The sequence below is a fragment of the Bathymodiolus japonicus methanotrophic gill symbiont genome, assembly GCF_019721995.1.
Classification (GTDB): Bacteria; Pseudomonadota; Gammaproteobacteria; order Methylococcales; family Methylomonadaceae; genus Methyloprofundus.
In genome coordinates this window covers 58,335-85,071 of sequence record NZ_BLYC01000008.1, presented here as the reverse complement: position 1 = coordinate 85,071, position 26,737 = coordinate 58,335, and the positions used below count along the sequence as shown (strand labels likewise).

Genomic DNA, 26,737 nt, shown 5'->3' with positions numbered 1-26,737 from the left:
ATTTTAAAAAGTAGCCAGTTGGCACTACAGATTTTGTGTTTTTGTATAAAACGTTGGATTTTTTAGAGTATTTTTGTCGCATGTAAATTACACTCAAATAATGATGATTTTTTTGACAAAAGTCAATGAATTTATCGACAAAAATAATATAAATGGCACTACAAAACTTTCAAAAAAAACACCATTGATTTTAAAGAGAATTTATCGACAAAAAATCGCTTAAACCGATGAATCAATGGCTTAGAAAGATGAAAGTGACGAAGATGGGTTAAGGGTGCCTTTTTTGCTCAGACCTGTGTGCAGTTTTTCCAGGGCCTCTTCCAGACGAGCATGGAAGCGATTACGGATACCTTGTTCTTTTTTTGCTTTTTGTTCTGAATGACAATAGAGTCGGGTTTCCCCGGTTTCTTGATCAACTTCACGATAAACAACAACATTGCTGTCCCAGGTATCCCTGACCGCTACCGGAGTTTTCTGATCTCTTGGGTTTTTTACATGTTGTTCTCGACTGACAACGAGATAATGATAATCTTGTTCGATTAACCAGGCAATATTGTCAGCGCTGGCAATGCCGGCATCCATGATAACCACCGGCTTTATTTGATGAAAGGGATCCTTGTCTCGCAGTTCGTCAAGCATCAGTTTCAAGGTCGCGGGCTCACTGGCGTTGCCGGGAAAAACCTGACTACTCAATGGAAAGCCGTCACCATCCAGAACCAGCCCCAGAGTAACCAACGGGCAATCAGTGCGTTTCTCTTTAGAGCGACCGAATTTCGCTTTCGGGTTTCGGGCGCACTGGCCTTCAAAATAAGTATTGGTCAGATCGTACAATACAATCTTGCGGTTTAAATTGAACAACGTCTGCTCTCGGTCAGCCAGAAAATATTCAAGAGTTGCCTGATGTTTGAGTAGCTTGTCACTGACTGTATATAATCGCGTCAGGCTGGTGTTACCGTAGTCATGACCCAGTAATTCGCCCAGGCCTGTTTGATTTTGCAACCAGTCATGTGTTTGCAGTTCACTGCCGGGTGAAACCATACGTCCTATGATAGTGCCCAGGGCCGTCGCCGTATCTACTTTATTAAAGCCCAGCGCCATGAGTTTTTCGTCTAGCTGTAACTGCTGTGCGGCATGCAGTGCCAGGGTTTCAACACCAATACTACGGGCATTAATGGCTTCGACATGATTAATATCGACATGATGAAAATCTCGCGTTGTTGTTTTTGGATCTAGCGGTTATGACAGTTTTGCAGTCATCAGTGAGCTATAGCGCTGGGCTGTTGCTTCCAGAAGTTGATTTAAATCATCGGCTAAATTGAATAGCTCTTCCTGATGTGGTTCCAAACCTTGCTGTAATTGTTCGATTCTGGCCGTCAGCAAGGGCCAGTACTTTTTATCAATCGTAAAGTCCGCACCTATATTGAGCAATGTACGTTGCTTGACTTGTTTTCCTATACGCACAGATTCTACAATGCGGTAAGTGAAATAAGCTGAGCCGTCTTCAAGGCTTTTTGTTTTGGTTCTTCGAATATACATACGCTGAAAATCATGGAAACGGAGCTTAGCGAAGTGGTGATTTTTAGTCCCTGATAGGCGACAGGGCAATTCGCTGATTCGACGTGTGCTAGCAGCACGCGAGAGGAGCAAGAATTGCATTCCGAATAGCCGTCCAGCCAGTGAGGTAGTAATGACGAAGCGGCTTTTGTGCGTAGTCGTTGCGGACGCAGGGCGTTCAGGGCATCTCCCATCCGCTGCGTAGGTGAACGAATTATGGCGACAGGAGTCCCGGAATTTCGTGAGGTAGCATGGCGCGCCTGCTGCTCTGACTTGTCTTCGCCAGCCTCATGCAATGCATGACCGCAGGCACAAACACGCTCTGCTTCAGGTAATTCATAACGGATAACTTCGCGCGGGATATCTCTGGATAATGGCTTGCGGCCTGGCTTTTTACGCTGATAGCTTAGGGTTTCTTCAGGGCCGGAATCATCCTGCTTTAAGCTATCAAGAATGGACTCCGCTTCATTAAACAACTCCATTTGACCCGGACATTTCTCACTGGAGGTGCCAAAACGCTTATGTTGCAACAGACGAAACTGCTCCTCATACCATGTCAGTTTTTCCTGTAATTGATCCACTGTCGGCTGATAGTCCAGCACCATTTTGTGCAGTACATTCGTCCCGTCTGGCAGTATTTCAGGAAGTGATTTCATGGTGTTTATTATACCGCAAAACAGGGTTAAATAATCATTTAACTGGCTGTTTTATTAGATATTTTACACGTAAAATAACGGCAACAAATCAATTATTTATTAAGCCAGAAATAGCGGTATGAGCTTGCGCTTGCCGATAGGATAACCAGTGTAATTCACGTAAGGTTAATGATAACGGATGTTCGTTTAACTCGGTTGGCCACTGAAACTTCCCCTTATCCAGGCGCCGATAATAAAGCCAGAACCCATTACACTCCCAATAGAGTATTTTCAGTTTATCGCGAGAGCGGTTACAAAAGACAAAAATACTTCCGGCAAAGGGATCATGGCCAAACTGTTCCGAAACAATCAGTGACAGACCATTGATAGATTTACGCATATCAGTAACGCCGGTCGCCAAAAACACTTGATTAGCTGAAGTTTCCCAATAATTATTTATGGTAAAATTGAAACTATGCTACAACTATATGAAAAAAATAGTCTTTTCATTCGTTTCAAATGCTATTGCCTAAGGGGAATTAAGTAGGGGTTTGCTATAAACATGGCAAAACCACCTAAAATAAACCTCGATACACCAGCATTGTGTATTTCAGCTACTCAATAATTGGGAAACTTCAGTTGATTAACAACAAGCCCGTTTATCATGAGATAGGCCTAACCAGTTTCAGAAGCGGCTTTAATGATGCAAGTTCTGTACTGACACAAATTTCCAGACTGAAGCCATTAGAATGAGTCACTTTGATAACTGATGAATCAGCAGGTACGCCTGATCCGTTCAACATGTCGTCTGCAACCAGTGTTACCGGAACCAATTGCTTGGCTTGTAACACTGGTGGAGCGAGCGAACTGAATTGCTTTTTGTAATAACTGAAGATATGCGGCTTGATATCATGGGCTTTGCAATACCCGACCTGAGTTAAACGACTGGCTTGCCATTGCGGTATATGATTTTGCATAGCCGCTTTATTTTGAGATGGACTCATAAATTCCTCCTGAGTTAATTGGAGGTATTAGTCTGCCATTTTTTATATTGGTTTAGAATGTGTACTTTAATTGACGCTTACGTACATTTTATTGATCATGCCTGCCATACTGAAAAAAACAGCAAGGGGAAAGTTTATGCGGACGGGGGGATTTACGCGTTGAATCTCAGAAGTGGGTTGCTCAGATTTCTTTGTCTGGTGACAAACGGAACTCAGAGACATCAAGAAATACCTGTGTTACGAGATCATATTGAAAAGCAAAACAAGGGAAATAACAGCTCTCAGAAACATCTCTATGTCTACGATAAAGCCGTCACCGACTTTATCTGGTGGGATCGGCAGAAACGACATGCTAATTACATGATTTCAATGCTAAAAGAAAATTCAATTGCGACTCTGGTTGAGTCTATCCCTTTTGACTCCCAGCATGAGATCAATACAGGAGTTGAAGCATACAGTGTGTACGAAAACAAGGGCATCAAATTTAACGTGGTGGATTACCGTGATCCAGAAACCGGAAAACTTCACCGGTTTGTGACAACCTTGCCAATGACTATTAACCCTGGAACCATTGCCATGCTGTATTTCAAGCGATGGACGATTGAAAAGACATTCAATAACACTAAAACTCGATGTTCAAGTTTTTGATATTCAGAAGGTAAAATCAGGTATTCTGAGGTTGTTGTAATTTTATCGGTGTAAGCCCATGTTAATGAATGCCCCAGCCACCTTTATCCAAAGCTATATTGACGATTTAAATGATGCGCTCAATCAGCTAAAACCCGGAGCCGCTTTGATACGGATTCAAGCCGCTTGGTTGGGCACTTGTTTAACGTGCATACTGCTAATGAACTCTGGTTGCTGGGCTAAGTTTGAGCGAGCAAGCCTTGGAGATTGCAAAGTAGCCGCATTATCCTGGGTGTTTCGTAAAGCAAGTATACCCTGGGACTGGTTGCTACGGGTGAGTGTGGTCTTAATTTTAAAACGTTATGGCATTACTGAACAGGCGCGCCATGCTACCTCACGAAATTCCGGGACTCCTGTCGCCGTAATTCGTTCACCTACGCAGCGAATAGGAGATGCTCCAGCCGCCCTGCGTCCGCCACAGACTGAGCACAAAGCAGCTCAGTCATGGCTACCACAAATGGCTCTACGGCTATTCGGGATAAAATTTTAGCCTCCCTCGCGCGCTATCGCGCACTTCGGATTGGCAAATTTCCCTGCGCCTTCTGGAGACTATCAGCCCGTCCGGGGCTGACAGCGGGTGTGTTGGCCTTTGATGAATCAGACCGAGCACGATCTAAGTCTACAAAACGTATTTATAAGGTTTACAAGCAGAAACACAAAGGCTCCGGCGGGTATGTTAATGGACAAACGATAGTATTATTGCTGCTAGTTACCTCATCCATTACAGTGCCTGTCGGTTTTTTCTTTTATATGCCGGATCCAGCCTTAAAGCAGTGGGATAAAGAAGATAAACGGTTGAAAAAGAGCGGTATAGCAAAAAAAGATCGGCCTATTAAGCCTGAACGTGACAGTGCCTACCCGACCAAAACAGAGATTGCATTAGGCTTATTAAAAGAGTTTAAAGTTGCGCATAGCCTGATTAAAATTAAAGGCGTACTGGCTGATGCGCTGTATGGTGAAAAAGCCTTTATGGACGAAGCCGCTAAAGAATCTGGAGGCTCGCAGGTGATTAGCCAATTACGTAAAAACCAAAATATTGAATATAGAGGTAGAATAAGGTCAGTCGAGAGCTACTTTAATTCGATTAACAAAGGCATTGATCAGATAATACGTGTACGTGGCGGCAAAGAGATTAAAGTGACTGTCAGCAGTGCACGATTAAAGGTGAGTTCACACAGTAAAAAACGCTTTGTCATTGCCTTAAAATATGACGGTGAAAACGACTATCGCTATTTAGTGGCGACAGACCTGACTTGGCGCACACAAGATATTATTCAAGCCTATACGTTGAGATGGCTGATTGAGGTTTTCTTTGAGGACTGGAAGCTTTATGAAGGATGGGGGCGTGAGGCCAAACAATTAGATGAAGAGGGATCAAGCCGTGGCCTGATTCTGAGTCTTTTGTTTGACCATTGCCTTCTCCTTCACCCAGAGCAAATAGCCCGCATTGAAAGCAAACTACCTGCGTATACCGTAGGAAGCTTACAGCGCAAGTCTCAAATGGATGTACTGCTTGAGTTCATCACGTCATTGCTAGAGTTTCCAGATCCTGGTGATAAGCTGAAAGAGTTAGGTGAATTAATAAAGGATGTGTTTCAACTGATGCCATCAGGAAAACATATGATTGGCAGATATTTAGGGCGCTTAGGGCCAACAGCATCATTAAAGTATTGTTCTACTGGGTGAAGGTAAGAGTTTGATGGCAATGGGATGGAAAAACTTGAACATCGAGTAAAAGTAATTTCAAGGAAACTAAAGCTTGGTCTTCCAATACCCGCTCACTTGAAAATCAAATGCGCCTGACTGCAATGAGCTATAATTTAATGCGCGTGTTTGAAGAGATTTCAAAAACACAACAGCCAGAATTGATTCATCCATCGGATAAAAAATATAGCGAGGCTCTGGAGATAAGGCAGCAACAGGCTCAAAAACGAGATCGTTTTGTGAATCCATTATTTTTCCAGGCAAGAATATCTCGTATCAGCTCGTATACCATTCGGGCAGTTCAAAACGCAATAATAACAGGAATGTCTTTACAGTGCTTTATGAGCTCTCTTGTGGCAAGGTTAGTTTCACGGCCTCAATTGATAGGGGAACACTGATGTTTTCAATAGCGATTTTTGGCTATTATTTTAGCTTGGGACATATTGAACTGAAGTTTCCTGGTTTTTAAAGTATTTGATATTTCTGCCTTTTTTGTGGCACGGCTGTGTTTTAGTATGTGTAGCCACGTCGAGTGTGCCAGCGATGTGAAATTAAATTTCCGATGCGAGTTTTTCCGCATTACCTGTATAACTTCTTGGTGATAATTTAATAAGTTCCTGTTTTGCTTCATCAGGAATTTCCAGTTTTTCAATAAAAGTCTGCATATCAGTTCCGGTAATACGCTGTCCGCGTGTAAGCTCTTTTAATTTCTCATAAGGCTTTTCTATGCCATAACGGCGCATCACTGTTTGTACTGGTTCTGCGAGCACCTCCCAGTTAGCATCAAGGTCGGCTTCAATAACATCCGCATTTATTTCTAATTTGGAAATACCTTTCAATGTAGACTGAATGGCAATGCTGGTATGCGCAACACCGACACCAATATTACGCAGTACAGTAGAATCAGTCAAGTCACGTTGCCAGCGAGAAACCGGGAGTTTTTCTGCCAGATGATGGAATAGAGCATTTGCCAAACCTATATTGCCTTCTGAATTTTCAAAGTCAATCGGGTTGACTTTATGCGGCATAGTCGAAGAGCCAATTTCGCCGGCGATGGTTTTTTGTTTAAAAAATCCCTGGGAAATATAGCCCCAGATGTCACGGTCGAAATCTAATAGAATGGTATTAAAACGCGATAAGGACTGAAAAAATTCGGCGATATAATCGTGTGGCTCAATCTGGATAGTATAGGCATTCCAGAATAGCCCCAGCGAGTGGACAAAGTTCTTGGAAAATTCCAGCCAGTCTATTTCAGGGTAGGCAACTGTATGGGCATTATAATTACCTACGGCACCATTAATTTTACCTAAAATTTCGACTGCTTCGAACTGGTCTTTCTGGCGCAGCATACGTGCCACGACATTAGCAAATTCTTTGCCTGCTGTGGTCGGGCTGGCGGATTGGCCGTGTGTACGTGACAACATCGGCTGAGCAGCATTTTCATGCGCCAGGTTTCTAAGCGCTTCTATGCAATCGGTAATTTGCGGTAGAATGGCGGCGCGGCCTTCTTTTAGCATCAATGCATAAGAAAGGTTGTTAATGTCCTCAGAGGTACAAGCAAAGTGTATAAATTCGCTGACTGCATTGAGTTCGGCATTATTGGCAATTTTTTCTTTTAAAAAGTACTCAACCGCTTTGACATCGTGATTGGTTGTGCTTTCTATATCTTTAACTCGCTGCGAATCAGCCTCGGAGAAATCATTGATAATACTATTTAGCACTTGATCTGCAGATTCGCTAAAAACCGGTACTTCGGTAATTTGATCGTGTTGCGCCAGGGCTTGTAGCCAGCGCACTTCTACTTGCAAGCGAAAACGAATTAATCCATATTCGCTGAAGATAGGGCGTAAGGCTGCTACTTTATTTGCATAGCGCCCATCAATTGGAGAAATTGCGGTAAGAGAGAAATTCGTCATAATTTGTATAGGAAACTGGGAAACTAAAGTGATGAGCGTTATTTTAACAAAAGATAGTTCATGCGGTTATAAAAATACGTTTTAGTTATTTTAACTTATCTTCGTTATTTTGACCTCCCCAGGTCATTGATTTATAGTTCACATTAAATTTTCATCCTAACCCATCTTCGTCACTATTGATGATGTGGTTGTTATAAATCAATTGGTTGAAATTTTAAAAAGTAGCTAGTTGGCACTACAGATTTTGTGTTTTTGTATAAAACGTTGGATTTTTTAGAGTATTTTTGTCGCATGTAAATTACACTCAAATAATGATGATTTTTTTGACAAAAGTCAATGAATTTATCGACAAAAATAATATAAATGGCACTACAAAACTTTCAAAAAAAACACCATTGATTTTAAAGAGAATTTTTCGACAAAAAATCGCTTAAACCGATGAATCAATGGCTTAGAAAGATGAAAGTGACGAAGATGGGCTAAAAATGCCTTTTAGAATCAATGGTGTTTTTTTGAGAGCCTCTGTAGTGCCATCTTAACTTGCTCTGCCCCTTGATTTTCACTGGTTTTTCACCGATGCTAGTGATATGTATATTCGAAGAACCAAAACAATAAACCTTGAAGACGGCTCAGCTTATTTCACTTACCGCATTGTAGGCCATGGCCCTGAAAATATAACTTGCCTACGAAGATTTGCGACTAACTTGATTAAATCCATGAGTAAAGATAGCTCGCAATGTGCGGCGAGTATTTGATTATCTGAGAATGACCAAGAACTCAAGAAAAATCATGATTTAATTATAAAGCCAAGAACTTTAGAACTGAAGTTTCCCAATTATTGAGTAGCTGAAATACACAATGCTGGTGTATCGAGGTTTATTTTAGGTGGTTTTGCCATGTTTATAGCAAACCCCTACTTAATTCCCCTTAGGCAATAGCATTTGAAACGAATGAAAGACTATTTTTTTCATATAGTTGTAGCATAGTTTCAATTTTACCATAAATAATTATTGGGAAACTTCAGCTTTAGAACGGTTTCGCCGTGATATGCCAATGCCTTTACCTGATTTATAGTCTCCCATAATGCTATACAAGAGGAGAAGGCTTTTGTTCGGCAGTTTTTACGAATTTGTTATATTTAGGATTGCTGGTGATATCCCACCCTACTTGACGGCTCACATTAAAAAATGGCGTCCCCGGACGGACTCGAACCGCCAGCTATCCCTTAGGAGGGGACTGCATTATCCAGTTATGCAACGGGGACTTTTGCGTTATTATAGCAATTATTTTAATACATACTCTGAAAAAATAGGCGCAGTCAACATATATTTTATGTGGTGCACGAGTGGCACCGCAGTATTTTAATGGCTGATTTTTTTGTATTTGATGCGATGAGGGGTATCCGCATCAGTACCTAGGCGCTTATGCCGGTCGGCTTCATAATCTGAGTAATTACCTTCAAACCACACCACGTTACTATCACACTCAAAAGCCAGCATATGGGTAGCGATTCTATCCAGAAACCATCGATCATGCGAGATAACCACGGCGCAACCTGGAAAGGCTAATAGTGCTTCTTCCAGAGCACTCAGGGTTTCTACATCTAAATTGTTGGTCGGTTCATCAAGTAATAGTACATTCCCGCCGCTACGTAATAGCGTGGCTAAATGCACCCGGTTGCGTTCTCCACCTGATAAATCACCAATGCGCTTTTGCTGATCTCCGCCTTTGAAATTAAAGCGACCACAGTATGAACGGGAGGGTGTTTCATAAGTGCCTACGGTGATTAAATCCAGGCCATCGGAAATTTCTTCCCAGACGGTTTTATTGTCATCCAGAACATCGCGGGATTGATCAACATGCGATAGTTGTACTGTTGAGTCCAGCTTTATTTCTCCTGCATCTGCTTTTTCTACATCTGACATCATGCGAAACAGGGTGGTTTTACCCGCACCATTAGGGCCGATAATGCCGACGATGCCGCCGGGTGGTAATTTGAAGCTTAAGTCGTTAATTAATAAGCGCTCGCCAAAGCCTTTGCTGATATGCTCTGCTTCAATCACCATATCACCCAAGCGAGGGCCAGGGGGGATAAAGATTTCCTGTGTCTCATTCCGTTTTTGGGTTTCCTGAGACGACAGCTCATCAAAGCGTGCTAAACGTGCTTTGCTTTTTGCATGCCGGCCTTTTGCGTTAGAACGTACCCATTCTAATTCGGCTTTCATGGCTTTCATGGCTTTCATGGCTTTCTGGCGCGAAGTTTCCTGTTTTTCTTCTTGTGCCAAGCGGTTTTGTTTTTGCTCTAGCCATGAGGAATAATTACCTTCCCATGGAATACCCTGACCACGATCTAGCTCTAAAATCCAGCCTGCAACATTATCCAGAAAGTACCGGTCATGTGTTACGGCAACGACTGTTCCTGGGTAATCATGTAGGAATCTCTCTAGCCAGGCGACTGATTCTGCATCAAGGTGGTTAGTCGGTTCATCCAGTAAGCATGTCTGGCTTGGATAGTAATAATCGACATAGGGCAACACGGCGCTTTTCACCGCCTGAAAGTTTGGTGACATCGGCATCACAAGGGGGAAGTCGTAGCGCATCAGCCGCTATTTCCAGCTCTCTATCTAATTCCCATGCATTAGCAGCTTCAATCTTTTCCTGTAACTCAGCTTGTTCGGCTAATAGGGCGTCAAAATCAGCATCTGGCTCTGCAAATGCATCATTGACTGCATTATAGCGGTTGACGATTTTTTGTATTTCCCCCAGTCCTTCTTCGACATTACCACGCACATCTTTTTCTGGATCCAGTTGTGGCTCCTGAGACAGATAGCCAATATTAATCCCTTTCATGGGAATCGCTTCGCCTTCGATTTCAGTATCAACACCTGCCATGATACGTAGAAGGGTAGATTTTCCAGAGCCATTCAGCCCTAGGACACCAATTTTTGCGCCGGGGAAAAAGGATAGGGAAATATCTTTTAAGATATATTTTTTAGGCGGGACTATTTTGCCCATCCGGTTCATAGAGAAAATATATTGTGCCATGTATTTTTAATGGATTATGAATTGACTGACCTAAGGGTAGTATCCGATATTATAGCCTTAATTAGGGTATTTTTGCAGGCTGCGTAAAGACAAAATCTGTACTTTCCGCTGCTTTATGGCAGTTAGCGCAGATCTCTACAAAAGCACTATCTTTGCCATACGGCTTTAAATCCAGCCCTGCCCAGCGAGCATAGCCCCAGCCACCAGTGGCCGCGTATTTCTTTGTGTCTCTGACCATGATTTCTGCATGCACAAATTCTCCTGGTACCGTTGCCGTTTGCCAAGTTGGTAACGTGGTGTTTTTCCACCGCTGAAAATCATGGAAACGGAGCTTAGCGAAGTGGTGATTTTTAGTCCCTGATAGGCGACAGGGCAATTCGCTGATTCGACGTGTGCTAGCAGCACGCGAGAGGAGCAAGAATTGCATTCCGAATAGCCGTCCAGCCAGTGAGGAAGTAATGACGAAGCGGCTTTTGTGCGTAGTCGTTGCGGACGCAGGGCGTTCAGGGCATCTCCCGTCCGCTGCGTAGGTGAGCGAATTATGGCGACAGGAGTCCCGGAATTTCGTGAGGTAGCATGGCGCGCCTGACCAATTTAGCGAGAATCGTTCCCTTTGGCCATACTAGTTTATCGGTTTTTGCACGTGCGGCTTTTATGGCAATGGAATTGCCCAGGATAACTCGCTGAGTATTATTATCGCTACGTAGTGAAGTGCCGATAACACGCCAGTTGGTTAAGCCTTGCGGGTATGCGATGCCATTAGGTGCTTCTGGTACGTTTTGCGCATGGCTTATTGAAGGCAGGCAGATTAATACATTAAGAATGATAAGAAGGGTTAAAATTCTCATGATTTTTGCTCGCTTGGGGATAGTGGGTATGGATATCTTTACCATCGCTGAAAATCATGGAAACGTAGCTTAGCGAAGTGGTGATTTTTAGTCCCTGATAGGCGACAGGGCAATTCGCTGATTCGACGTGTGCTAGCAGCACGCGAGAGGAGCAAGAATTGCATTCCGAATAGCCGTCCAGCCAGTGAGGTAGTAATGACGAAGCGGCTTTTGTGCGTAGTCGTTGCGGACGCAGGGCGTTCAGGGCATCTCCCATCCGCTGCGTAGGTGAACGAATTATGGCGACAGGAGTCCCGGAATTTCGTGAGGTAGCATGGCGCGCCTGATATAGACTTTCAGAAAATTAATTTCCGAACAAACAAAAACGACAGAGGGGAAACTGGCTTATGATTTTCGTCCCAACACTAACGGAAACAGTCAAAAATGGTATCCCTCACTTTTTCAAAGTCAATTGTAGACCGACTAAAAAAAAATATGGCGACAGCTCTCAAGCTAAGTAATATTCGTTTATATCGATTAACTCAAGCTCTACTCTGGTTCAGTGAATGCATGGGAATCAAAGAAATAGCACGCCTAATGGGAGTCTGTGAAAAAACCATTATAAATTGGCTGAAAACATTCATGCATAAAGGTGTCGGTTGGTTAATAGGGCAACACTATCAAGGACGTGGTCGGAAGTCAAAGTTAACTAAAGACCAGAAAAATAAATTGGTTGAGTTGATAAAGAAAGGCCCAGAAGACAATGGATTTCATTGTGGAATATGGAATACTGCGATGATTGCCGAGCTTATTTGGTTAAAATTTGAAGTTCGTTATAACTTGAACTATTTATCAAGCCTAATGAAAAAACTGGGCTTCAGTTATCAAAAAGCTCGTTTTGTGACTGATCGCCAAGAAGAAGAAAAGTACGAGCTTGAAAGAAAAACGTGGCTGGAAGAAACATTGTCTGCCATTATGGAAAAGGCGGTAGAAGAAAAGAGTGTCGTTTTATTCGGTGATGAGGTGTCATTTGCTATGTGGGGTTCATTGGCACGAACCTGGGCTCCAATAGGAGAGCAACCCACAGTGAAAACATCAGGGATTCGAAAAGGGTTGAAAATGTTTGGTACGATCGAACTCGAAGGAGGGAGTTTTCAATACCGAGAATCATTGGCTTATGAGATAAAACCAAAGTCACTTAGACTTTTAAAAGAAGCTGGGCTGCCTCAAGAATTTTTAGCTATTCTTAAAAGCTTAAAAAATGAGAAATATCCAACACAGAAGCTTTTTATGGAAGCGATATATTCTATTGCCGACAACGTCTTAATCGAGAGTTATAAGCCAATGATATTACAACACGCTGAAACATCTGGGCGTTTTAATGGTGAAAGCTATGTTGAGTTTTTAACACAATTGCTGGCTTATTATAAAGGCAAGATTATTCTAATTGAAGATGGTGCCCCGTATCATGGAAGCGGTGTTATTAAGGAATTTAAGTTAGCTAATGTAGATCGTTTGACAGTAGAACGTCTCCCTGCGTTCTCGCCGGATTTTAATCCGATTGAGAAATTATGGAAAAATACGAAACGCGATTCGACTCATATGAAGTATTTTAAAACTTTTGAAGATCTTCATGATTCAGTTGTGCAAACTTTTAACACTTATATGCATGATGCCAGTAAAGTGATTTGTGTTATGCAAAAATTGCGGAAAGATTTCGTTGTTACCGCCTAAGTTTAAGCGCTCCAAATTTGGAAATTATTTATCTGAGAAACTATAGAGGTAGAATAAGGTCAGTCGAGAGCTACTTTAATTCGATTAACAAAGGCATTGATCAGATAATACGCGTACGTGGCGGCAAAGAGATTAAAGTGACTGTCAGCAGTGCACGATTAAAGGTGAGTTCACACAGTAAAAAACGCTTTGTCATTGCCTTAAAATATGACGGTGAAAACGACTATCGCTATTTAGTGGCGACAGACCTGACTTGGCGCACACAAGATATTATTCAAGCCTATACGTTGAGATGGCTGATTGAGGTTTTCTTTGAGGACTGGAAGCTTTATGTCGGGGAGTCGCTATTTTTGCGAAAGCTTGTTTTGGGCATCCCAGCCCAAGCAAGCAGCAAAAACTTAACGCGACCACTTATGCCTCCGGCGGCCCCGATTCGTCCTCGTCACCTCGTCCCGACAAGGGGTCGGAACATAGGCTCCAAATGACTTGACGCCGTGTCGGATGGCCTTTTATTTTGTCTCCACCTTCGCTAACGCTCAGACTCCGACAAAACAACGGCCCTACGGCTATCGCGGACTAAAAATCATCACTTCGCTTAGGCTACGTTTCCCTGATTTTCAGCGAAGGATGGGGGCGTCAGGCGCGCCATGCTACCTCACACGAAATTCCGGGACTCCTGTCGCCATAATTCGTTCACCTACGCAGCGGATGAGAGATGCCCTGAACGCCCTGCGTCCGCAACGACTACGCACAAAAGCCGCTTCGTCATTACTACCTCACTGGCTGGACGGCTATTCGGAATGCAATTCTTGCTCCTCTCGCGTGCTGCTAGCACACGTCGAATCAGCGAATTGCCCTGTCGCCTATCAGGGACTAAAAATCACCACTTCGCTAAGCTCCGTTTCCATGATTTTCAGCGGAGGCCAAACAATTAGATGAAGAGGGATCAAGCCGTGGCCTGATTCTGAGTCTTTTGTTTGACCATTGCCTTCTCCTTCACCCAGAGCAAATAGCCCGCATTGAAAGCAAACTACCTGCGTATACCGTAGGAAGCTTACAGCGCAAGTCTCAAATGGATGTACTGCTTGAGTTCATCACGTCATTGCTAGAGTTTCCAGATCCTGGTGATAAGCTGAAAGAGTTAGGTGAATTAATAAAGGATGTGTTTCAACTGATGCCATCAGGAAAACATATGATTGGCAGAGATTTAGGGCGCTTAGGGCCAACACCATCATTAAAGTATTGTTCTGCTGGGTGAAGGTAAGAGTTTGATGGCAATGGGATGGAAAAACTTGAACATCGAGTATCAGGGACTAAAAATCACCACTTCGCTAACCCATCTTCGTCACTTTCATCTTTCTAAGCCATTGATTCATCGGTTTAAGCGATTTTTTGTCGAAAAATTCTCTTTAAAATCAATGGTGTTTTTTTTGAAAGTTTTGTAGTGCCATTTATATTATTTTTGTCGATAAATTCATTAACTTTTGTCAAAAAAATCATCATTATTTGAGTGTAATTTACATGCGACAAAAATACTCTAAAAAATCCAACGTTTTATACAAAAACACAAAATCTGTAGTGCCAACTGGCTACTTTTTAAAATTTCAACCAATTGATTTATAACAACTACATCATCAATAGTGACGAAGATGGGCTAAGCTCCGTTTCCATGATTCTCAGCGAGGGAAATAACAGCTCTCAGAAACATCTCTATGTCTACGATAAAGCCGTCACCGACTTTGTCTGGTGGGATCGGCAGAAACGACATGCTAATTACATGATTTCAATGCTAAAAGAAAATTCAATTGCGACTCTGGTTGAGTCTATCCCTTTTGACTCCCAGCATGAGATCAATACAGGAGTTGAAGCATACAGTGTGTACGAAAACAAGGGCATCAAATTTTTGGGGAGTCGCTATTTTTGCGAAAGCTTGTTTTGGGCATCCCAGCCCAAGCAAGCAGCAAAAACTTAACGCGACCACTTATGCCTCCGGCGGCCCCGATTCGTCCTCGTCACCTCGTCCCGACCCAACAAGGGGTCGGAACATAGGCTCCAAATGACTTGACGCCGTGTCGGATGGCCTTTTATTTTGTCTCCACCTTCGCTAACGCTCAGACTCCGACAAAATAACGGCCCTACGGCTATCGCGGACTAAAAATCATCACTTCGCTTAGGCTCCGTTTCCCTGATTTTCAGCGATAGCGAGGCTCTGGAGATAAGGCAGCAACAGGCTCAAAAACGAGATCGTTTTGTGAATCCATTATTTTTCCAGGCAAGAATATCTCGTATCAGCTCGTATACCATTCGGGCAGTTCAAAATGCAATAATAACAGGAATGTCTTTACAGTGCTTTATGAGCTCTCTTGTGGCGAGGTTAGTTTCACGGCCTCAATTGATAGGGGAACACTGATGAACATAGCAGAAGGATTGAACCGCCTGTAATTCCTCGAGGATTAGCCCTTGCCATTTGCTAATAGTTAGCATCTAACCCATCTTTCGATTTTAATGACAACAAGTTATTTAAAAACAAGTGGATACGTAAATCATGCCTAGGTGTTGGCACTACATATTTTTTTTTGCAATTCAGGCGTAAGCGCCCAACGAAGCGCGTACTGTATTTCTACAAAAATCACAATTAACACTTTACTTCTAAATGAGAATTGTTACCATTACTATAAATATTTCTAAAAGAGGTTCTTAATGTGCACTGAAGTTTCCCAATAATTATTTATGGTAAAATTGAAACTATGCTACAACTATATGAAAAAAAATAGTCTTTTCATTCGTTTCAAATGCTCAGGCGCGCCATGCTACCTCACGAAATTCCGGGACTCCTGTCGCCGTAATTCGTTCACCTACGCAGCGAATAGGAGATGCTCCAGCCGCCCTGCGTCCGCCACAGACTGAGCACAAAGCAGCTCAGTCATGGCTACCACAAATGGCTCTACGGCTATTCGGGATAAAATTTTAGCCTCCCTCGCGCGCTATCGCGCACTTCGGATTGGCAAATTTCCCTGCGCCTTCTGGAGACTATCAGCCCGTCCGGGGCTGACAGCGATTGCCTAAGGGGAATTAAGTAGGGGTTTGCTATGAACATGGCAAAACCACCTAAAATAAACCTCGATACACCAGCATTGTGTATTTCAGCTACTCAATAATTGGGAAACTTCAGTTATTAAACTTAACCCCAAGCGATTAAAGAACATCCAGGAATAAGCATCAAAAAACCCGGTTTAGGATTGCAGACAAAAGCAGAGCCCTGATTAGGCTCATAAACATTAGGCTGGATGGAGCTTCTTCCCGTAAGAGTCAGCCAGTGTCTAAAAAAATCCGACATCATCAGCATAGTAAGCACTGAAATCAGCACTGCCTGCCCATCAGGCGCGCCATGCTACCTCACGAAATTCCGGGACTCCTGTCGCCATAATTCGCTCACCTACGCAGCAGATGGGAGATGCCCTGAACGCCCTGCGTCCGCAACGACTACGCACAAAAGCCGCTTCGTCATTACTACCTCACTGGCTGGACGGCTATTCGGAATGCAATTCTTGCTCCTCTCGCGTGCTGCTAGCACACGTCGAATCAGCGAATTGCCCTGTCGCCTATCAGGGACTAAAAATCACCACTTCGCTAAGCTCCGTTTCCATGATTTTCAGCGTCGGCTAGCGCTGTATTGACGGGTATAGTTCGAAAAAATAGCTATTGCTTATTAAGCTTTTCTACCGCTTCAATAGTCTGGAAAAAGACCTTACCGGGACTTAACTGGTCAAGAAAACTGGTTTGTTTTAGTTTATCCAGCACAGGACCTTTCACTTCAGCTAAATGTAATAAGATCTTTTTGGTTTTTAATGCGCTAATCAGATTTTCTAGCGCTTCAAAAGCTGTGCTATCAATGTAACTAACTGAAGAGAAAATTAGCACGACATGCTTTAAGTCAGCATTGTTATTAGTTTCATCTTCAATAAAATCAACAATATAACTGACATTGGCGAAGCTGATATTCTCATCGATCCTGATTAATAATAGATTTTTCCAGGTTTCGACCTGGTGACGCTTGATATTTCTAAAATGCTCGGTTGCCTTTATACGCCCAACGACTGCAATATGCGGACGACTAGTGCGGCGCAAATAACTTAATATGGTAATAATAACGCCGAGGGCGATGCCTTCCTCGATGCCTAGGACTAACACGCCAAGTAATGTTATTAGTTGGGCAATCCCGTCGCCAGAATCATATTTCCAGGTGCTAATTATTTCGCGTAATCTTATCAACGGAAAAATTGCGATAAGAATAATGGCGGCTAATGCTGCTTTAGGCAGATAAGTAAACTGCTCGGTAAAAAACATCACTGCTATGCTAAGCAATACAACGGCTATGAGCATTGCCATTTGCGTGCGCGCACCGGCGGAGAAGTTAACCATGGTACGGCTAAATCCCCCCGCAACTGACATGCCACCTGAAAATGCAGTCGCTAAATTAGATACCCCCAGAGCAATGAGCTCCTGGTTAGGATTGATTTTCTGGTTTCTTAGGTTCGCGGTAACTTTGGCAATAGCAACGCTTTCTACATAGGCAATAATAGCTATAAAAGTCGCGCCGGGTAATAAAGCCTGCCATTGAGTCATATTAGTGAAAAATGCAAAGCTAATATCTGGCAAACCGGGCTGAATCTCACCGACGATAGCAACATGTTGCAGGTCTGATAATTGATATACAGTTACCACTAAAGTGGTAATGATGACGGCTAATAGCGGGGCGCTTTTACTAAGTCCGGTAATCAAGCTTGGCTTAACATTAAAGCGCTTGAGCAGTGTAGACAGAGGAGAGCCGAATGCAAGTAACAGAGTAATACTAAACAGGCTAAGCGCCAAAGTATAGAGATTGAGTTGCTGAAAATAGTTACTGTAGCAGAGTAGATCAAGGCCGCACTGGTTTTTTGTTAAGCCAAATAAATGCGGGGCCTGGCTTAATACGATCAATATTGCAGCTCCACTGGTAAATCCTGTTAGCACCGGATGACTGATAAAATTAACCAGCCCTCCCATGCGTAGCATCGCCATCAACAATAAAATTACCCCCCCTTCCGCTGCCAGAATAATGGCATTTTCCACTGTGCCACCTAAGGCGGTGATTTCGGGGGCGGCTAAAACACTGGCGATCATAATTGCAGCGATGGAAACAGGACCTACCGACAAGGTTCTGCTGGTGCCCAAAAGTGCATACATCAGCGGCGGTAATATGCTGGCATATAAACCGACTTGCGCAGGCAACCCTGCCAGCATTGCATAAGCAATACCCTGGGGAACTAATAGAATGGCAGTAATAATACCGGCAAAAACATCGCCACTCAGGTCTTCGCGGGTGTAATTTTTTAACCAGGTAGAGATTGGGAAGTAGGTGTTAATCCAGTTGCTGGTTCGCTGCATAGCCATGAAGTTTTTACGCGTGGATGTAATCAGGGAGTGGTGGACAGGGTAGCGCGGGGTTAAGTTCGCTCTACAATAAACATTTCCACACAAAGCTTCACTGCATTAAGTTAAGGAACATTTATTTAAATAACAAAATCTTACAGCATAGGGTGAGTTAGATTATTTTACGTAGCAATAATAACGTAACCCAGCATGTTAGGTAATTCACAAAATGCTGGGTTACGTTATCTCCGCTATGCTTAGATAAGCTAACCCATATATGGACTCCTCGTTTATTGCAAGCCAAGTTTTACATAATTGATGCTAATAACAGTGAACAAGATTGCAGCCATATATTCGGTCTCTAACAGAGGCTTTTTGCCTCAGGACTCCTGATGAATCTATTCGCATACTTTTTGACCCTACCAGCCTAACGGTCTCGCAATGGACTCTCTGGGTTGCACGGGTTCTGTAAAAGTATCGGTCTGACCTGTTGTTGTCATCAATATTGGTTAACTTGCCTCCACAATCTTGGTTACTCGGTTATCTCAGGGTTATCCACGCTTTGTCCACAGACGAAGAGCCCTCCTAGCTCGCAGTCGGTGGGCAAAGGGTGGGCAACCCTGCTTATGCACTCTAACTATGTCAGAGCTGCATCATATTCTTTATCCTGACTCGCCATCGCCCACAGTATTCGGGCATTTTTATTGGCCAGCGCAACGGCGGCTTTATTAAATCCACGCCGCTCAATGAGTGCTTGTAGCCATAGGCTTAATTTATCTTTTTTACCACTACAGTGCTTTAACACCGATCGTGCTCCATGAATTAACATCGTACGAATATAGCGGTTACCTCGCTTACTAATTCCTAAATAAACCTGATTATCACCACTGCTATGTTGTCTCGGAACAATCCCTAAGCTGGCTGCATAATCTCGGCTACTCTGATAGCTTTTACCTGCCCCTATGTCTGAGGCAATGATGGTGGCTGTTATTGCCCCAATACCTGGCACATCAAGAAAACGCTGGCTTAACTGATTGCTATTACATAGCCGGCTAATACGTCTGTCCTGTTGTTTAATCTCTTCATCTAGTGCAACTAGTTTTTCATATTGCTCAGCAAACATTTCTCGACTTAAATCAGTCAAATCATTGTCGCTATCTTCTAAAATCAACGGTAATTCTACTCTTACTTTCTTTATACTCGATGTTCAAGTTTTTTAACTAATTGATTTTATTGATAATTTTACTGACAAAGAAAGCATCAACATCATTGTAAATCAATCACTTATAAAACAAAGCCGGAAAAATTTACTTTTCTTAGCCCAGTTATAGCTGAAAACTTGAACATCGAGTTATACCTTTAGGAATAACAATGCCTCTTTCACTGAGTAGCCCTCGCACTTGATTAACCAGCGCAGTACGTTTGCCAACAGGGCCTTCACGTATTCTATGAACAAGTTGAATGTCTTGCTGTTCAATCGTTTTTATCGACACTGTGCGCTTATTTGGACGGGTAACCGCATCAAATATAGCAGCGGCATCATTAAAGTCATTTTTGTTCCCCACCACAAAACCCTTTACATAACGGGCATTAAGAAAAATGACTTCATGCCCTTGTTTAGTTAACTCTCTTGCCCAGTGATGAGCTCCGCCACAGGCTTCTATTCCAATTAAGCTCACTGGATAATTTGCAAAAAATATTAAAAGCTCAGCTCGTTTTAGCTTTTTCTTAACAGGTTGTGATTTTTTTTCATCAAATGTATACATGTGAAAAATATTTTTTGCTATATCCAATCCAATTACGCTATTATTCATGTCGGGCTCCTCTTTGCTCCGTTATTACTCTTAGGTGCATTATGACACTGTTGGTGGGAGAGGAGTCCATATCATCAGCCTACAGTGTGTAATTTATTGATTTAATTATTAACTTAATCGCAGTGATACAAAACGTGGGAACGAGGGTTAATTAGTTTGTTTATTGAGAGTTGCCTATCAGTCTTCTTTGGTAAATTTCTCTGCGTAGGATTCTTTATGAGGAATATCAATACGTAGACCTTTAATCATAATATGCCAGTATAACCATGGAAAACCGGAAGTTTTACCAAACCACCATAGGCGACTATTAGTTCTTGGATCCAGGAGCGGGAATGACGGCGTAACTTTTCCACCATAGGAAAATTCGGCTAACATCACCGTGTTTAAAGATGTCGTTAGCGGGCAAGAACCATATCCATCATAGCCTTCTATAACTTCCTGGCTCGCTATTAATTTAAGAATATTATCGACTACGACAGACACCTGTTTTCTGACTGCTGCAGCGGTTTTAGCATTCGGTGTAGACGTTACATCGCCGAGCCCAAAAACATTGCTGAACACAGTATGCTGTAAAGTACCTGGGTGTACATCTACCCAGCCACCATCATTAGCGAGAGGACTAGCCTTAATAAAATCTGGCGCACTTTGCGGAGGTGTGACATGAATCATGTCAAATTCTTTAGTGACTGTAGATGTATTACCATCGGCATCAGTCGCGGCAAAAGTTGCGGTTTTAGCTTCGCCATCTATCGCTACTAAATTATGATTAAAGTGCGTAGTAATACCATAATCTTTAATAACCAGGCTCAGTGCTTTAGCAAAGAAAGGAACACCGAACATACCAGGTCCTGCATTAAGGAACTCCACATTTACTTTATCCGCGATACCTTTTTTACGGAAACGGTCAGCGGCCAGGTACATGATTTTTTGTGGCGCACCGGCACATTTAATGGGCATCGGTGGCTGGGTAAACAGGGCATTGCCTGATTCCAGTTTTTGCAAGACTTCCCAGGTATATTCAACTGTATCTGCAGAATAATTACTGCACACACCATTCTTGCCTAATGTTCCAACTAAACCCTCTATTTTATTAAAATCCAGTTGCAGGCCAGGGCAGACGACTAAAAAGTCATAGCTGATCACATCGCCAGACTTTAAGGTGACTTTATTATCACTGGGTTGAAAGCTCTCCGCGTAATCCTTAATCCAGTTAACACTAGAGTGGATCAGATCCGCTTCATTTTTAGTGGCTCTTTTTAATGTATAAGCCCCTCCGCCAATGATAGTAAAGCCGGGTTGATAATAGTGTTTTTCAGAAGGTTCGATCAGGGCAATATCTATGCTCGGGTTTTTACGATGCATATTATTTGCGACAGAGACTCCAGCAGCCCCTCCGCCAACAATAAGAATAGAGTGGTGTAGTTCAGACATAATTCCTCGCTGTTTGTAATGTTAATTATAATTGTTATTTTTTGTAGGGTAATGATTTACAAAACTTTATTTGAGTTTTGCTGGCTCAATAATACTCTTTAAGTTTGCTGTTTCCAAGCTTCATAACCACCTGCAATTGAAAGCACATTGGTGTAGCCCATATTTTGCATGGTGTTAGCAGAAAGGGCAGAGCGCTTTCCTGTAGCGCAGTAGACAATAATTGCAGCCGACTTATCTGCAAGTGCTGGCACCGAATTGATTTTAAATTCCAGCACACCGCGTGGTAGCAAAATAGCATTGTCCAGATGACCGACATTAAACTCATTCTCTTCTCTTACATCAACAATTGTCACTGCGCTATTGTCAATGATATCTCTGGCTTTTTGTACGGCAATTTCAGTGATATTCGGCCTGACCTGATTGACCAGCTCTTCCATAGTTGACGTCTGACGCTTAGGGTCAGAGCCTTCGACTCGCTGCTCAGCCGCCTGATTTGCAAGCTCTTCATCGATGCCGCAATAACGGTTTGCCGGAACAGCCATATCGATTAACTTAGGCTTCGGCAAATTCAGATTGTGCATAATATCCACAAATTCCTGTTTGGTTTTACCCGCTAGGCGGGAGTTAGATCGACGCTCCTGAGCGGTATTACTAATCCAGCGGCCTTTATAATCATGACCTGGATAAACGATAGTATCGTCTGGCAAGGTGAATAATCGCTGGGTAATGCTGTCATATTGCGCACCTGCACTACCGCCTTGAAAGTCAGTGCGTCCACAGCCATCAATTAATAAAGCATCACCGGTAAAAACTCTATCGCGCCACAAAAATGACGTACTGCCAGGTGTATGTCCCGGCGTAGAAATAACCTTGATTGTTTCATTCGCTCCGAATTCAAAGATATCGCCATCCTGAATCTGAGTATCTGCACTGTCTGCACCACAAAGCGAATTGACGGCTGTTTTTGCACCTAGCTTTTGGCGCAACATGCCACTTGCGGTGACATGATCAGCATGCACATGGGTTTCTAGTGAATACTTTAAAGTAAGCTTATGTTCTTTTAATAAGTCGAGATACACGTCTAGTTGCGTATCCACTGGGTCAATTAAAACAGCTTCTTTATTGTCTGGGTCGGCAATTAAATAAGTATAAGTACAGCTTTCTGTGTCAAATAGTTGTTTAAATAGCATGGGTCTGACTCCTGATTCATGAGGTAGTGTAAGAATACTAACGACCTATAATATAATAAAACACTAATATAGTAAAATTTTATTTTGTTACGACAGAGGCTGGTCGGCGCTATAATTTCCGGTTCTTGCAAAAACGGAGTGAATTATGTAGACATAACTAGCCTCTGAAGAGAGAGATTATATTGGAATAGATCTTGGTAATGGAGATTCAATTCGACAAGTAGCCAGAGATATAGGTTGCTGCCACACCACCGTTAGCCAAGATGTAGCGCTTAATACTTGAATAAAAGGCTATCGATACCAACAGGCGCAGATCAAAACGAAGGCAAGACATAAGAGCAAAGAAAAGGCCGTAAAGATGACGACTCTTTGAGAACAACAATCTCTGCCTGCTTGCAACAAGACTGGAGTCCTGAGCAGACCTGTGGACGACTGAAGGAAAAGGATGGAATCTCAGTCTCCACCATCCGGCAAGGCAATGACTAACCTGAGTAACCAGTGGGAAAAACTCAATGTGTATTGCACCCATGGTGAGCTCAATATAAGCAATATTCTGGCGGAAAATGCGATTCGGCCGTTTGTGATAGGGCGGGAAGCCTGGTTATTTTCTGATACACCGGCGGGTGCCCATGCCAGTGCACAATACATTACAGTCTGATCGAAACGGCTAAAGCAAATGGACGGGAGCCTTATGCATATCTTAAGCAGGTTCTCACTGCTTTACCCTATGCTGATACGGCTGATAAAGTAGAAGCCTTGTTGCCTTGGAATATTAAAAAATCAGATCCGCCTGAATAGGGCAAGTACGCGCTTCGTTGGGTGCTTACATTAAAACCATTAGAATACAACAATCTGAGCAATATATCTTATATTTTGGGTAGGTTATTTATTGCTAGTTGCCTTAGGAGGTGTTTTTTGAAAATACTGGCGTTGATGTCCGTAAATTAAGAGTGGTGCACTTATGAGTCGAATTCATCAAAGATCAAGGCAACCTCACTACCTTTTTCATCAGTGTTCCCATTGAAAGAAGAAGTACCTAAACAAAGCAGCCTATAACCTACCTGAAGGTAGCACCACTCGAATATTTCCATCTTTTTGATTTTAATCACTTATAACAGCAAATAGACACTCTGTAGGCACCGTAAAAAAAACAACAAATAATTTCAAATAAAGCTTGCATTTGCCGAAAAAATTTTTCTAAAGATTTCCGTCGCTGAAAATCATGGAAACGGAGCTTAGCGAAGTGGTGATTTTTAGTCCCTGATAGGCGACAGGGCAATTCGCTGATTCGACGTGTGCTAGCAGCACGCGAAAGGAGCAAGAATTGCATTCCGAATAGCCGTCCAGCCAGTGAGGTAGTAATGACGAAGCGGCTTTTGTGCGTAGTCGTTGCGGACGCAGGGCGTTCAGGGCATCTCCCATCCGCTGCGTAGGTGAACGAATTATGGCGACAGGAGTCCCGGAATTTCGTGAGGTAGCATGGCGCGCCTGTTTAATCACCTCATAAACGGATATCACCCATGCTTAAAGACCTACCACTCTCTGAACATATTCACCAACACTGCAATGAAATTATGGAACGTGCCCTGTTAGCAGAGCGTCATCCTTTGTGGGCTCGTTCATGCCCAGAGTTGAAGGATATCGACTTTATTCGCCTTGGGTTATTACGCTGTATCAGTGTAGTCGATAGTGGTCGCCATTTCCTCCAAACCAATGATTGGGGAGTCGCTATTTTTGCGAAAGCTTGTTTTGGGCATCCCAGCCCAAGCAAGCAGCAAAAACTTAACGCGACCACTTATGCCTCCGGCGGCCCCGATTCGTCCTCGTCACCTCGTCCCGACCCAACAAGGGGTCGGAACATAGGCTCCAAATGACTTGACGCCGTGTCGGATGGCCTTTTATTTTGTCTCTACCTTCCCTAACGCTCAGACTCCGACAAAACAACGGCCCTACGGCTATCGCGGACTAAAAATCATCACTTCGCTAAAGCTCCGTTTCCAGGATTTTCAGCGACAGATTTATGGCCAGCTGCTTCCCCACTCAACGTATTTTAAATCACTGAAGTCGCATAGACGAACAAGTATGCTTGAGGCATTTGAACAGCAGAGCTATCATCTTCACTCTGAAACACTGCTATCGCAAGGCATTGATTATCTTAAAGCATTCCCGAAACTTGACGAATACACCATAGAAGCGGCGGATGGTCATTTTATTGATCATGCCTGCCATACTGAAAAAAACAGCAAGGGGGAAGTTTATGCGGCCGGGGGGATTTACGCGTTGAATCTCAGAAGTGGGTTGCTCAGATTTCTTTGTCTGGTGACAAACGGAACTCAGAGGCATCAAGAAATACCTGTGTTACGAGATCATATTGAAAAGCAAAACAAGGGAAATAACAGCTCTCAGAAACATCTCTATGTCTACGATAAAGCCGTCACCGACTTTGTCTGCTGGGATCGGCAGAAACGACATGCTAATTGCATGATTTCAATGCTAAAAGAGAATTCAATTGCGACTCTGGTTGAGTCTATCCCTTTTGACTCCCGCCATGAGATCAATACAGGGGTTGAAGCATACAGTGTGTACGGAAACAAGGGCATCAAATTTAACGTGGTGGATTACCGTGATCCAGAAACCGGAAAACTTCACCGGTTTGTGACAACCTTGCCAATGACTATTAACCCTGGAACCATTGCCATGCTGTATTTCAAGCGATGGACGATTGAAAAGACATTCAATAACACTAAAAGTAATTTCAAGGAAACTCAGGCGCGCCATGCTACCTCACGAAATTCTGGGACTCCTGTCGCCATAATTCGTTCACCTACGCAGCGGATGGGAGATGCCCTGAACGCCCTGCGTCCGCAATGACTACGCACAAAAGCAGCTTCGTCATTACTACCTCACTGGCTGGACGGCTATTCGGAATGCAATTCTTGCTCCTCTCGCGTGCTGCTAGCACACGTCGAATCAGCGAATTGCCCTGTCGCCGCCTATCAGGGACTAAAAATCACCACTTCGCTAAGCTACGTTTCCATGATTTTCAGCGAAAGAATGCTACTAAAACACCTAACCAGGCGCCTCCTGTACGCTGGGATTCAGTTATTAAATTCACCCCGCGTGGCGCATTATATAACAGATTTAATTCTGCAAAAAATTCAAACATTGTTATCGCAATCAGTAACCACCACACCTGAAACTGTGAAAAGTCCAATGTATAATGATTTAATAATAGCTGTAACAGCAGCCCAATAATTACGATATCGAGCAAGCGGATAAGCGCAACAATTTTAGGGCGGTGTGACCTGACAAAGCCATTTTGTTTAGTTCTTTCCATAGGTATTCTATAAAGAATTAATTACTTTTAATTCTGAAGTTTCCCAATTATTGAGTAGCTGAAATACACCATGCTGGTGTATCGAGGTTTATTTTAGGTGGTTTTGCCATGTTTATAGCAAACCCCTACTTAATTCCCCTTAGGCAATAGCATTTGAAACGAATGAAAAGACTGTTTTTTTCATATAGTTGTAGCATAGTTTCAATTTTACCATAAATAATTATTGGGAAACTTCAGTTTTAATTTAAACCGAACGCATTTCACTCTAACATAAACATTCAGGGTAATGTAGTTTTTTACACTCAGCAAATGAAAAATGTGCTGATAGTGAGAAAATCTATTTCTAACAGTTTTGGTAACTTTGTAGCTAGTTACCCAGTCCTGACTTTCGGCAACAAAAGTGTTCGCCACTTGCAACGCTTTTATCCTGGATATTAGTCTAAGCCT

At 42.9% G+C, this 26,737-nt stretch carries 33 protein-coding genes, 1 tRNA gene and 4 pseudogenes; 20 read left to right on the top strand and 18 right to left on the bottom strand.

Annotated elements, in window-relative coordinates; translation table 11 throughout:
• Positions 1–273: 273 nt before the first annotated feature.
• Positions 274–1,536 (bottom strand): annotated as a pseudogene (locus K6984_RS12825) (IS1634 family transposase); the annotation flags it as partial.
• Positions 1,467–1,748 carry a hypothetical protein gene (locus K6984_RS36175; protein ID WP_420831641.1) on the bottom strand — a complete coding sequence of 94 codons (282 nt, stop codon included), beginning with the start codon at positions 1,746–1,748 and terminating at the stop codon, positions 1,467–1,469. The pseudogene K6984_RS12825 and the gene K6984_RS36175, both read right to left, overlap by 70 nt.
• Between K6984_RS36175 and K6984_RS30980 the strand changes: the two genes are divergently transcribed.
• Positions 1,705–1,857, top strand: coding sequence for a hypothetical protein (locus tag K6984_RS30980; RefSeq protein ID WP_230988058.1), 153 nt, complete (start codon positions 1,705–1,707; stop codon positions 1,855–1,857). The genes K6984_RS36175 and K6984_RS30980 overlap by 44 nt on opposite strands.
• Positions 1,858–1,910: 53 nt before the next feature.
• Here K6984_RS30980 and K6984_RS36170 read toward each other — a convergent pair.
• The 3 genes and pseudogenes from K6984_RS36170 to tnpA form a co-directional block, all read right to left on the bottom strand.
• Positions 1,911–2,159 (bottom strand): annotated as a pseudogene (locus tag K6984_RS36170) (transposase domain-containing protein); the annotation flags it as partial.
• 139 nt (positions 2,160–2,298) lie between these two features.
• Entirely contained in the window at positions 2,299–2,610 is a 312-nt protein-coding gene (gene tnpB, locus K6984_RS12810; protein ID WP_221894189.1) for an IS66 family insertion sequence element accessory protein TnpB, read from the bottom strand.
• 241 nt (positions 2,611–2,851) lie between these two features.
• The gene (gene tnpA / locus K6984_RS12805; RefSeq protein WP_221895888.1) at positions 2,852–3,193 is read right to left on the bottom strand and encodes an IS66 family insertion sequence element accessory protein TnpA; all 342 of its coding nucleotides are present in this window, start codon (positions 3,191–3,193) and stop codon (positions 2,852–2,854) included.
• 57 nt (positions 3,194–3,250) lie between these two features.
• On the opposite strand from tnpA, the gene K6984_RS12800 reads away from it, so the two are divergent.
• The 4 genes from K6984_RS12800 (at position 3,251) to K6984_RS12785 (ending at position 5,982) form a co-directional block, all read left to right on the top strand.
• A complete protein-coding gene (locus K6984_RS12800; RefSeq protein WP_221895887.1) occupies positions 3,251–3,841 on the top strand; it encodes a transposase in 591 nt (196 codons plus the stop codon).
• Positions 3,842–3,899: 58 nt separating this feature from the next.
• Entirely contained in the window at positions 3,900–4,370 is a 471-nt protein-coding gene (locus K6984_RS12795; RefSeq protein ID WP_221895886.1) for a hypothetical protein, read from the top strand.
• Positions 4,325–5,566 carry a transposase gene (locus K6984_RS12790; RefSeq protein ID WP_221895885.1) on the top strand — a complete coding sequence of 414 codons (1,242 nt, stop codon included), beginning with the start codon at positions 4,325–4,327 and terminating at the stop codon, positions 5,564–5,566. Before K6984_RS12795 ends, K6984_RS12790 begins: the two co-directional genes overlap by 46 nt.
• 107 nt (positions 5,567–5,673) lie before the next feature.
• A complete protein-coding gene (locus K6984_RS12785) occupies positions 5,674–5,982 on the top strand; it encodes a hypothetical protein (RefSeq protein WP_221894087.1) in 309 nt (102 codons plus the stop codon).
• A gap of 153 nt (positions 5,983–6,135) precedes the next feature.
• On the opposite strand, the gene purB is transcribed toward K6984_RS12785, so the two are convergent.
• The 7 genes and pseudogenes from purB to K6984_RS12755 form a co-directional block, all read right to left on the bottom strand.
• Entirely contained in the window at positions 6,136–7,500 is a 1,365-nt protein-coding gene (gene purB / locus K6984_RS12780; RefSeq protein WP_221895884.1) for an adenylosuccinate lyase, read from the bottom strand.
• Positions 7,501–8,688: 1,188 nt separating this feature from the next.
• Positions 8,689–8,764 (bottom strand) — tRNA-Arg (locus K6984_RS12775).
• A gap of 97 nt (positions 8,765–8,861) precedes the next feature.
• A pseudogene (gene ettA, locus K6984_RS12770) lies at positions 8,862–10,545 on the bottom strand (energy-dependent translational throttle protein EttA).
• A gap of 61 nt (positions 10,546–10,606) precedes the next feature.
• Entirely contained in the window at positions 10,607–10,798 is a 192-nt protein-coding gene (locus K6984_RS30975) for a cytochrome P460 family protein (protein ID WP_230988067.1), read from the bottom strand.
• On the bottom strand, positions 10,711–10,950 hold the full coding sequence (locus K6984_RS30970; protein WP_230988071.1) for a hypothetical protein: 240 nt from the start codon (positions 10,948–10,950) through the stop codon (positions 10,711–10,713). The genes K6984_RS30975 and K6984_RS30970 overlap by 88 nt, the downstream gene beginning before the upstream one ends.
• Positions 10,951–11,084: 134 nt before the next feature.
• A complete protein-coding gene (locus K6984_RS12760; RefSeq protein ID WP_221895882.1) occupies positions 11,085–11,393 on the bottom strand; it encodes a cytochrome P460 family protein in 309 nt (102 codons plus the stop codon).
• Positions 11,362–11,649: a hypothetical protein gene (locus K6984_RS12755; protein ID WP_221895881.1), complete on the bottom strand. Its 288-nt coding sequence runs from the start codon at positions 11,647–11,649 to the stop codon at positions 11,362–11,364. The genes K6984_RS12760 and K6984_RS12755 overlap by 32 nt, the downstream gene beginning before the upstream one ends.
• A 167-nt stretch (positions 11,650–11,816) precedes the next feature.
• Here K6984_RS12755 and K6984_RS12750 point away from each other — a divergent pair, with 167 nt between their 5' ends.
• The 10 genes from K6984_RS12750 to K6984_RS12710 all read left to right on the top strand — a co-directional run bounded on the left by K6984_RS12750 (position 11,817) and on the right by K6984_RS12710 (position 16,772).
• Complete coding sequence (locus K6984_RS12750) at positions 11,817–13,106, top strand: IS630 family transposase (protein WP_221895880.1); 1,290 nt, start codon at positions 11,817–11,819, stop codon at positions 13,104–13,106.
• 17 nt (positions 13,107–13,123) lie between these two features.
• Entirely contained in the window at positions 13,124–13,591 is a 468-nt protein-coding gene (locus tag K6984_RS12745; protein ID WP_221895879.1) for a hypothetical protein, read from the top strand.
• A gap of 16 nt (positions 13,592–13,607) precedes the next feature.
• On the top strand, positions 13,608–14,045 hold the full coding sequence (locus K6984_RS12740) for a hypothetical protein (protein WP_221895878.1): 438 nt from the start codon (positions 13,608–13,610) through the stop codon (positions 14,043–14,045).
• Between the two features lie 34 nt (positions 14,046–14,079).
• The gene (locus K6984_RS12735; RefSeq protein WP_221895580.1) at positions 14,080–14,364 is read left to right on the top strand and encodes a hypothetical protein; all 285 of its coding nucleotides are present in this window, start codon (positions 14,080–14,082) and stop codon (positions 14,362–14,364) included.
• Between the two features lie 10 nt (positions 14,365–14,374).
• Positions 14,375–14,551 (top strand): hypothetical protein, encoded by a 177-nt coding sequence (locus tag K6984_RS12730; protein ID WP_221894994.1) that lies wholly within the window; start codon positions 14,375–14,377, stop codon positions 14,549–14,551.
• Between the two features lie 167 nt (positions 14,552–14,718).
• Entirely contained in the window at positions 14,719–15,078 is a 360-nt protein-coding gene (locus tag K6984_RS12725; protein ID WP_221895877.1) for a hypothetical protein, read from the top strand.
• Entirely contained in the window at positions 15,027–15,155 is a 129-nt protein-coding gene (locus tag K6984_RS33420) for a hypothetical protein (protein ID WP_263458596.1), read from the top strand. Before K6984_RS12725 ends, K6984_RS33420 begins: the two co-directional genes overlap by 52 nt.
• 202 nt (positions 15,156–15,357) lie before the next feature.
• Entirely contained in the window at positions 15,358–15,516 is a 159-nt protein-coding gene (locus K6984_RS12720; protein WP_221893805.1) for a hypothetical protein, read from the top strand.
• Positions 15,517–16,031: 515 nt separating this feature from the next.
• The gene (locus tag K6984_RS12715) at positions 16,032–16,172 is read left to right on the top strand and encodes a hypothetical protein (RefSeq protein ID WP_221895876.1); all 141 of its coding nucleotides are present in this window, start codon (positions 16,032–16,034) and stop codon (positions 16,170–16,172) included.
• Positions 16,173–16,553: 381 nt separating this feature from the next.
• Positions 16,554–16,772: a hypothetical protein gene (locus K6984_RS12710; RefSeq protein ID WP_221895875.1), complete on the top strand. Its 219-nt coding sequence runs from the start codon at positions 16,554–16,556 to the stop codon at positions 16,770–16,772.
• A gap of 33 nt (positions 16,773–16,805) precedes the next feature.
• Here K6984_RS12710 and K6984_RS12705 read toward each other — a convergent pair whose 3' ends face one another.
• The 5 genes from K6984_RS12705 to K6984_RS12685 all read right to left on the bottom strand — a co-directional run bounded on the left by K6984_RS12705 (position 16,806) and on the right by K6984_RS12685 (position 22,953).
• Positions 16,806–18,626 carry a SulP family inorganic anion transporter gene (locus tag K6984_RS12705; RefSeq protein ID WP_338024503.1) on the bottom strand — a complete coding sequence of 607 codons (1,821 nt, stop codon included), beginning with the start codon at positions 18,624–18,626 and terminating at the stop codon, positions 16,806–16,808.
• A gap of 529 nt (positions 18,627–19,155) precedes the next feature.
• A complete protein-coding gene (locus K6984_RS12700) occupies positions 19,156–19,716 on the bottom strand; it encodes an IS110 family RNA-guided transposase (RefSeq protein WP_263458749.1) in 561 nt (186 codons plus the stop codon).
• A 127-nt stretch (positions 19,717–19,843) separates the two neighbouring features.
• Positions 19,844–20,332, bottom strand: coding sequence for an IS110 family RNA-guided transposase (locus K6984_RS12695; protein WP_230988056.1), 489 nt, complete (start codon positions 20,330–20,332; stop codon positions 19,844–19,846).
• Positions 20,333–20,509: 177 nt separating this feature from the next.
• On the bottom strand, positions 20,510–21,763 hold the full coding sequence (locus K6984_RS12690) for an NAD(P)/FAD-dependent oxidoreductase (protein WP_221895874.1): 1,254 nt from the start codon (positions 21,761–21,763) through the stop codon (positions 20,510–20,512).
• A gap of 98 nt (positions 21,764–21,861) precedes the next feature.
• Positions 21,862–22,953, bottom strand: coding sequence for an MBL fold metallo-hydrolase (locus K6984_RS12685; RefSeq protein WP_221895873.1), 1,092 nt, complete (start codon positions 22,951–22,953; stop codon positions 21,862–21,864).
• A 469-nt stretch (positions 22,954–23,422) separates the two neighbouring features.
• Here K6984_RS12685 and K6984_RS30965 point away from each other — a divergent pair.
• Positions 23,423–23,751 (top strand): annotated as a pseudogene (locus tag K6984_RS30965) (transposase domain-containing protein); the annotation flags it as partial.
• A gap of 399 nt (positions 23,752–24,150) precedes the next feature.
• Here K6984_RS30965 and K6984_RS12670 read toward each other — a convergent pair.
• Positions 24,151–24,375, bottom strand: a complete 225-nt coding sequence (locus K6984_RS12670) for a hypothetical protein (protein WP_221895871.1) — start codon at positions 24,373–24,375, stop codon at positions 24,151–24,153.
• Here K6984_RS12670 and K6984_RS33415 point away from each other — a divergent pair.
• From K6984_RS33415 to K6984_RS12655, 4 genes are all read left to right on the top strand, one after another.
• A complete protein-coding gene (locus K6984_RS33415) occupies positions 24,332–24,460 on the top strand; it encodes a hypothetical protein (protein WP_263458740.1) in 129 nt (42 codons plus the stop codon). The two genes, K6984_RS12670 and K6984_RS33415, sit on opposite strands and share 44 nt — an antisense overlap.
• A 13-nt stretch (positions 24,461–24,473) precedes the next feature.
• Positions 24,474–24,827 carry a hypothetical protein gene (locus tag K6984_RS12665; protein ID WP_221895870.1) on the top strand — a complete coding sequence of 118 codons (354 nt, stop codon included), beginning with the start codon at positions 24,474–24,476 and terminating at the stop codon, positions 24,825–24,827.
• A gap of 16 nt (positions 24,828–24,843) precedes the next feature.
• The gene (locus tag K6984_RS12660; RefSeq protein ID WP_221895869.1) at positions 24,844–25,824 is read left to right on the top strand and encodes a hypothetical protein; all 981 of its coding nucleotides are present in this window, start codon (positions 24,844–24,846) and stop codon (positions 25,822–25,824) included.
• Between the two features lie 78 nt (positions 25,825–25,902).
• Complete coding sequence (locus K6984_RS12655) at positions 25,903–26,208, top strand: hypothetical protein (protein ID WP_221895868.1); 306 nt, start codon at positions 25,903–25,905, stop codon at positions 26,206–26,208.
• Positions 26,209–26,737: the final 529 nt, after the last annotated feature.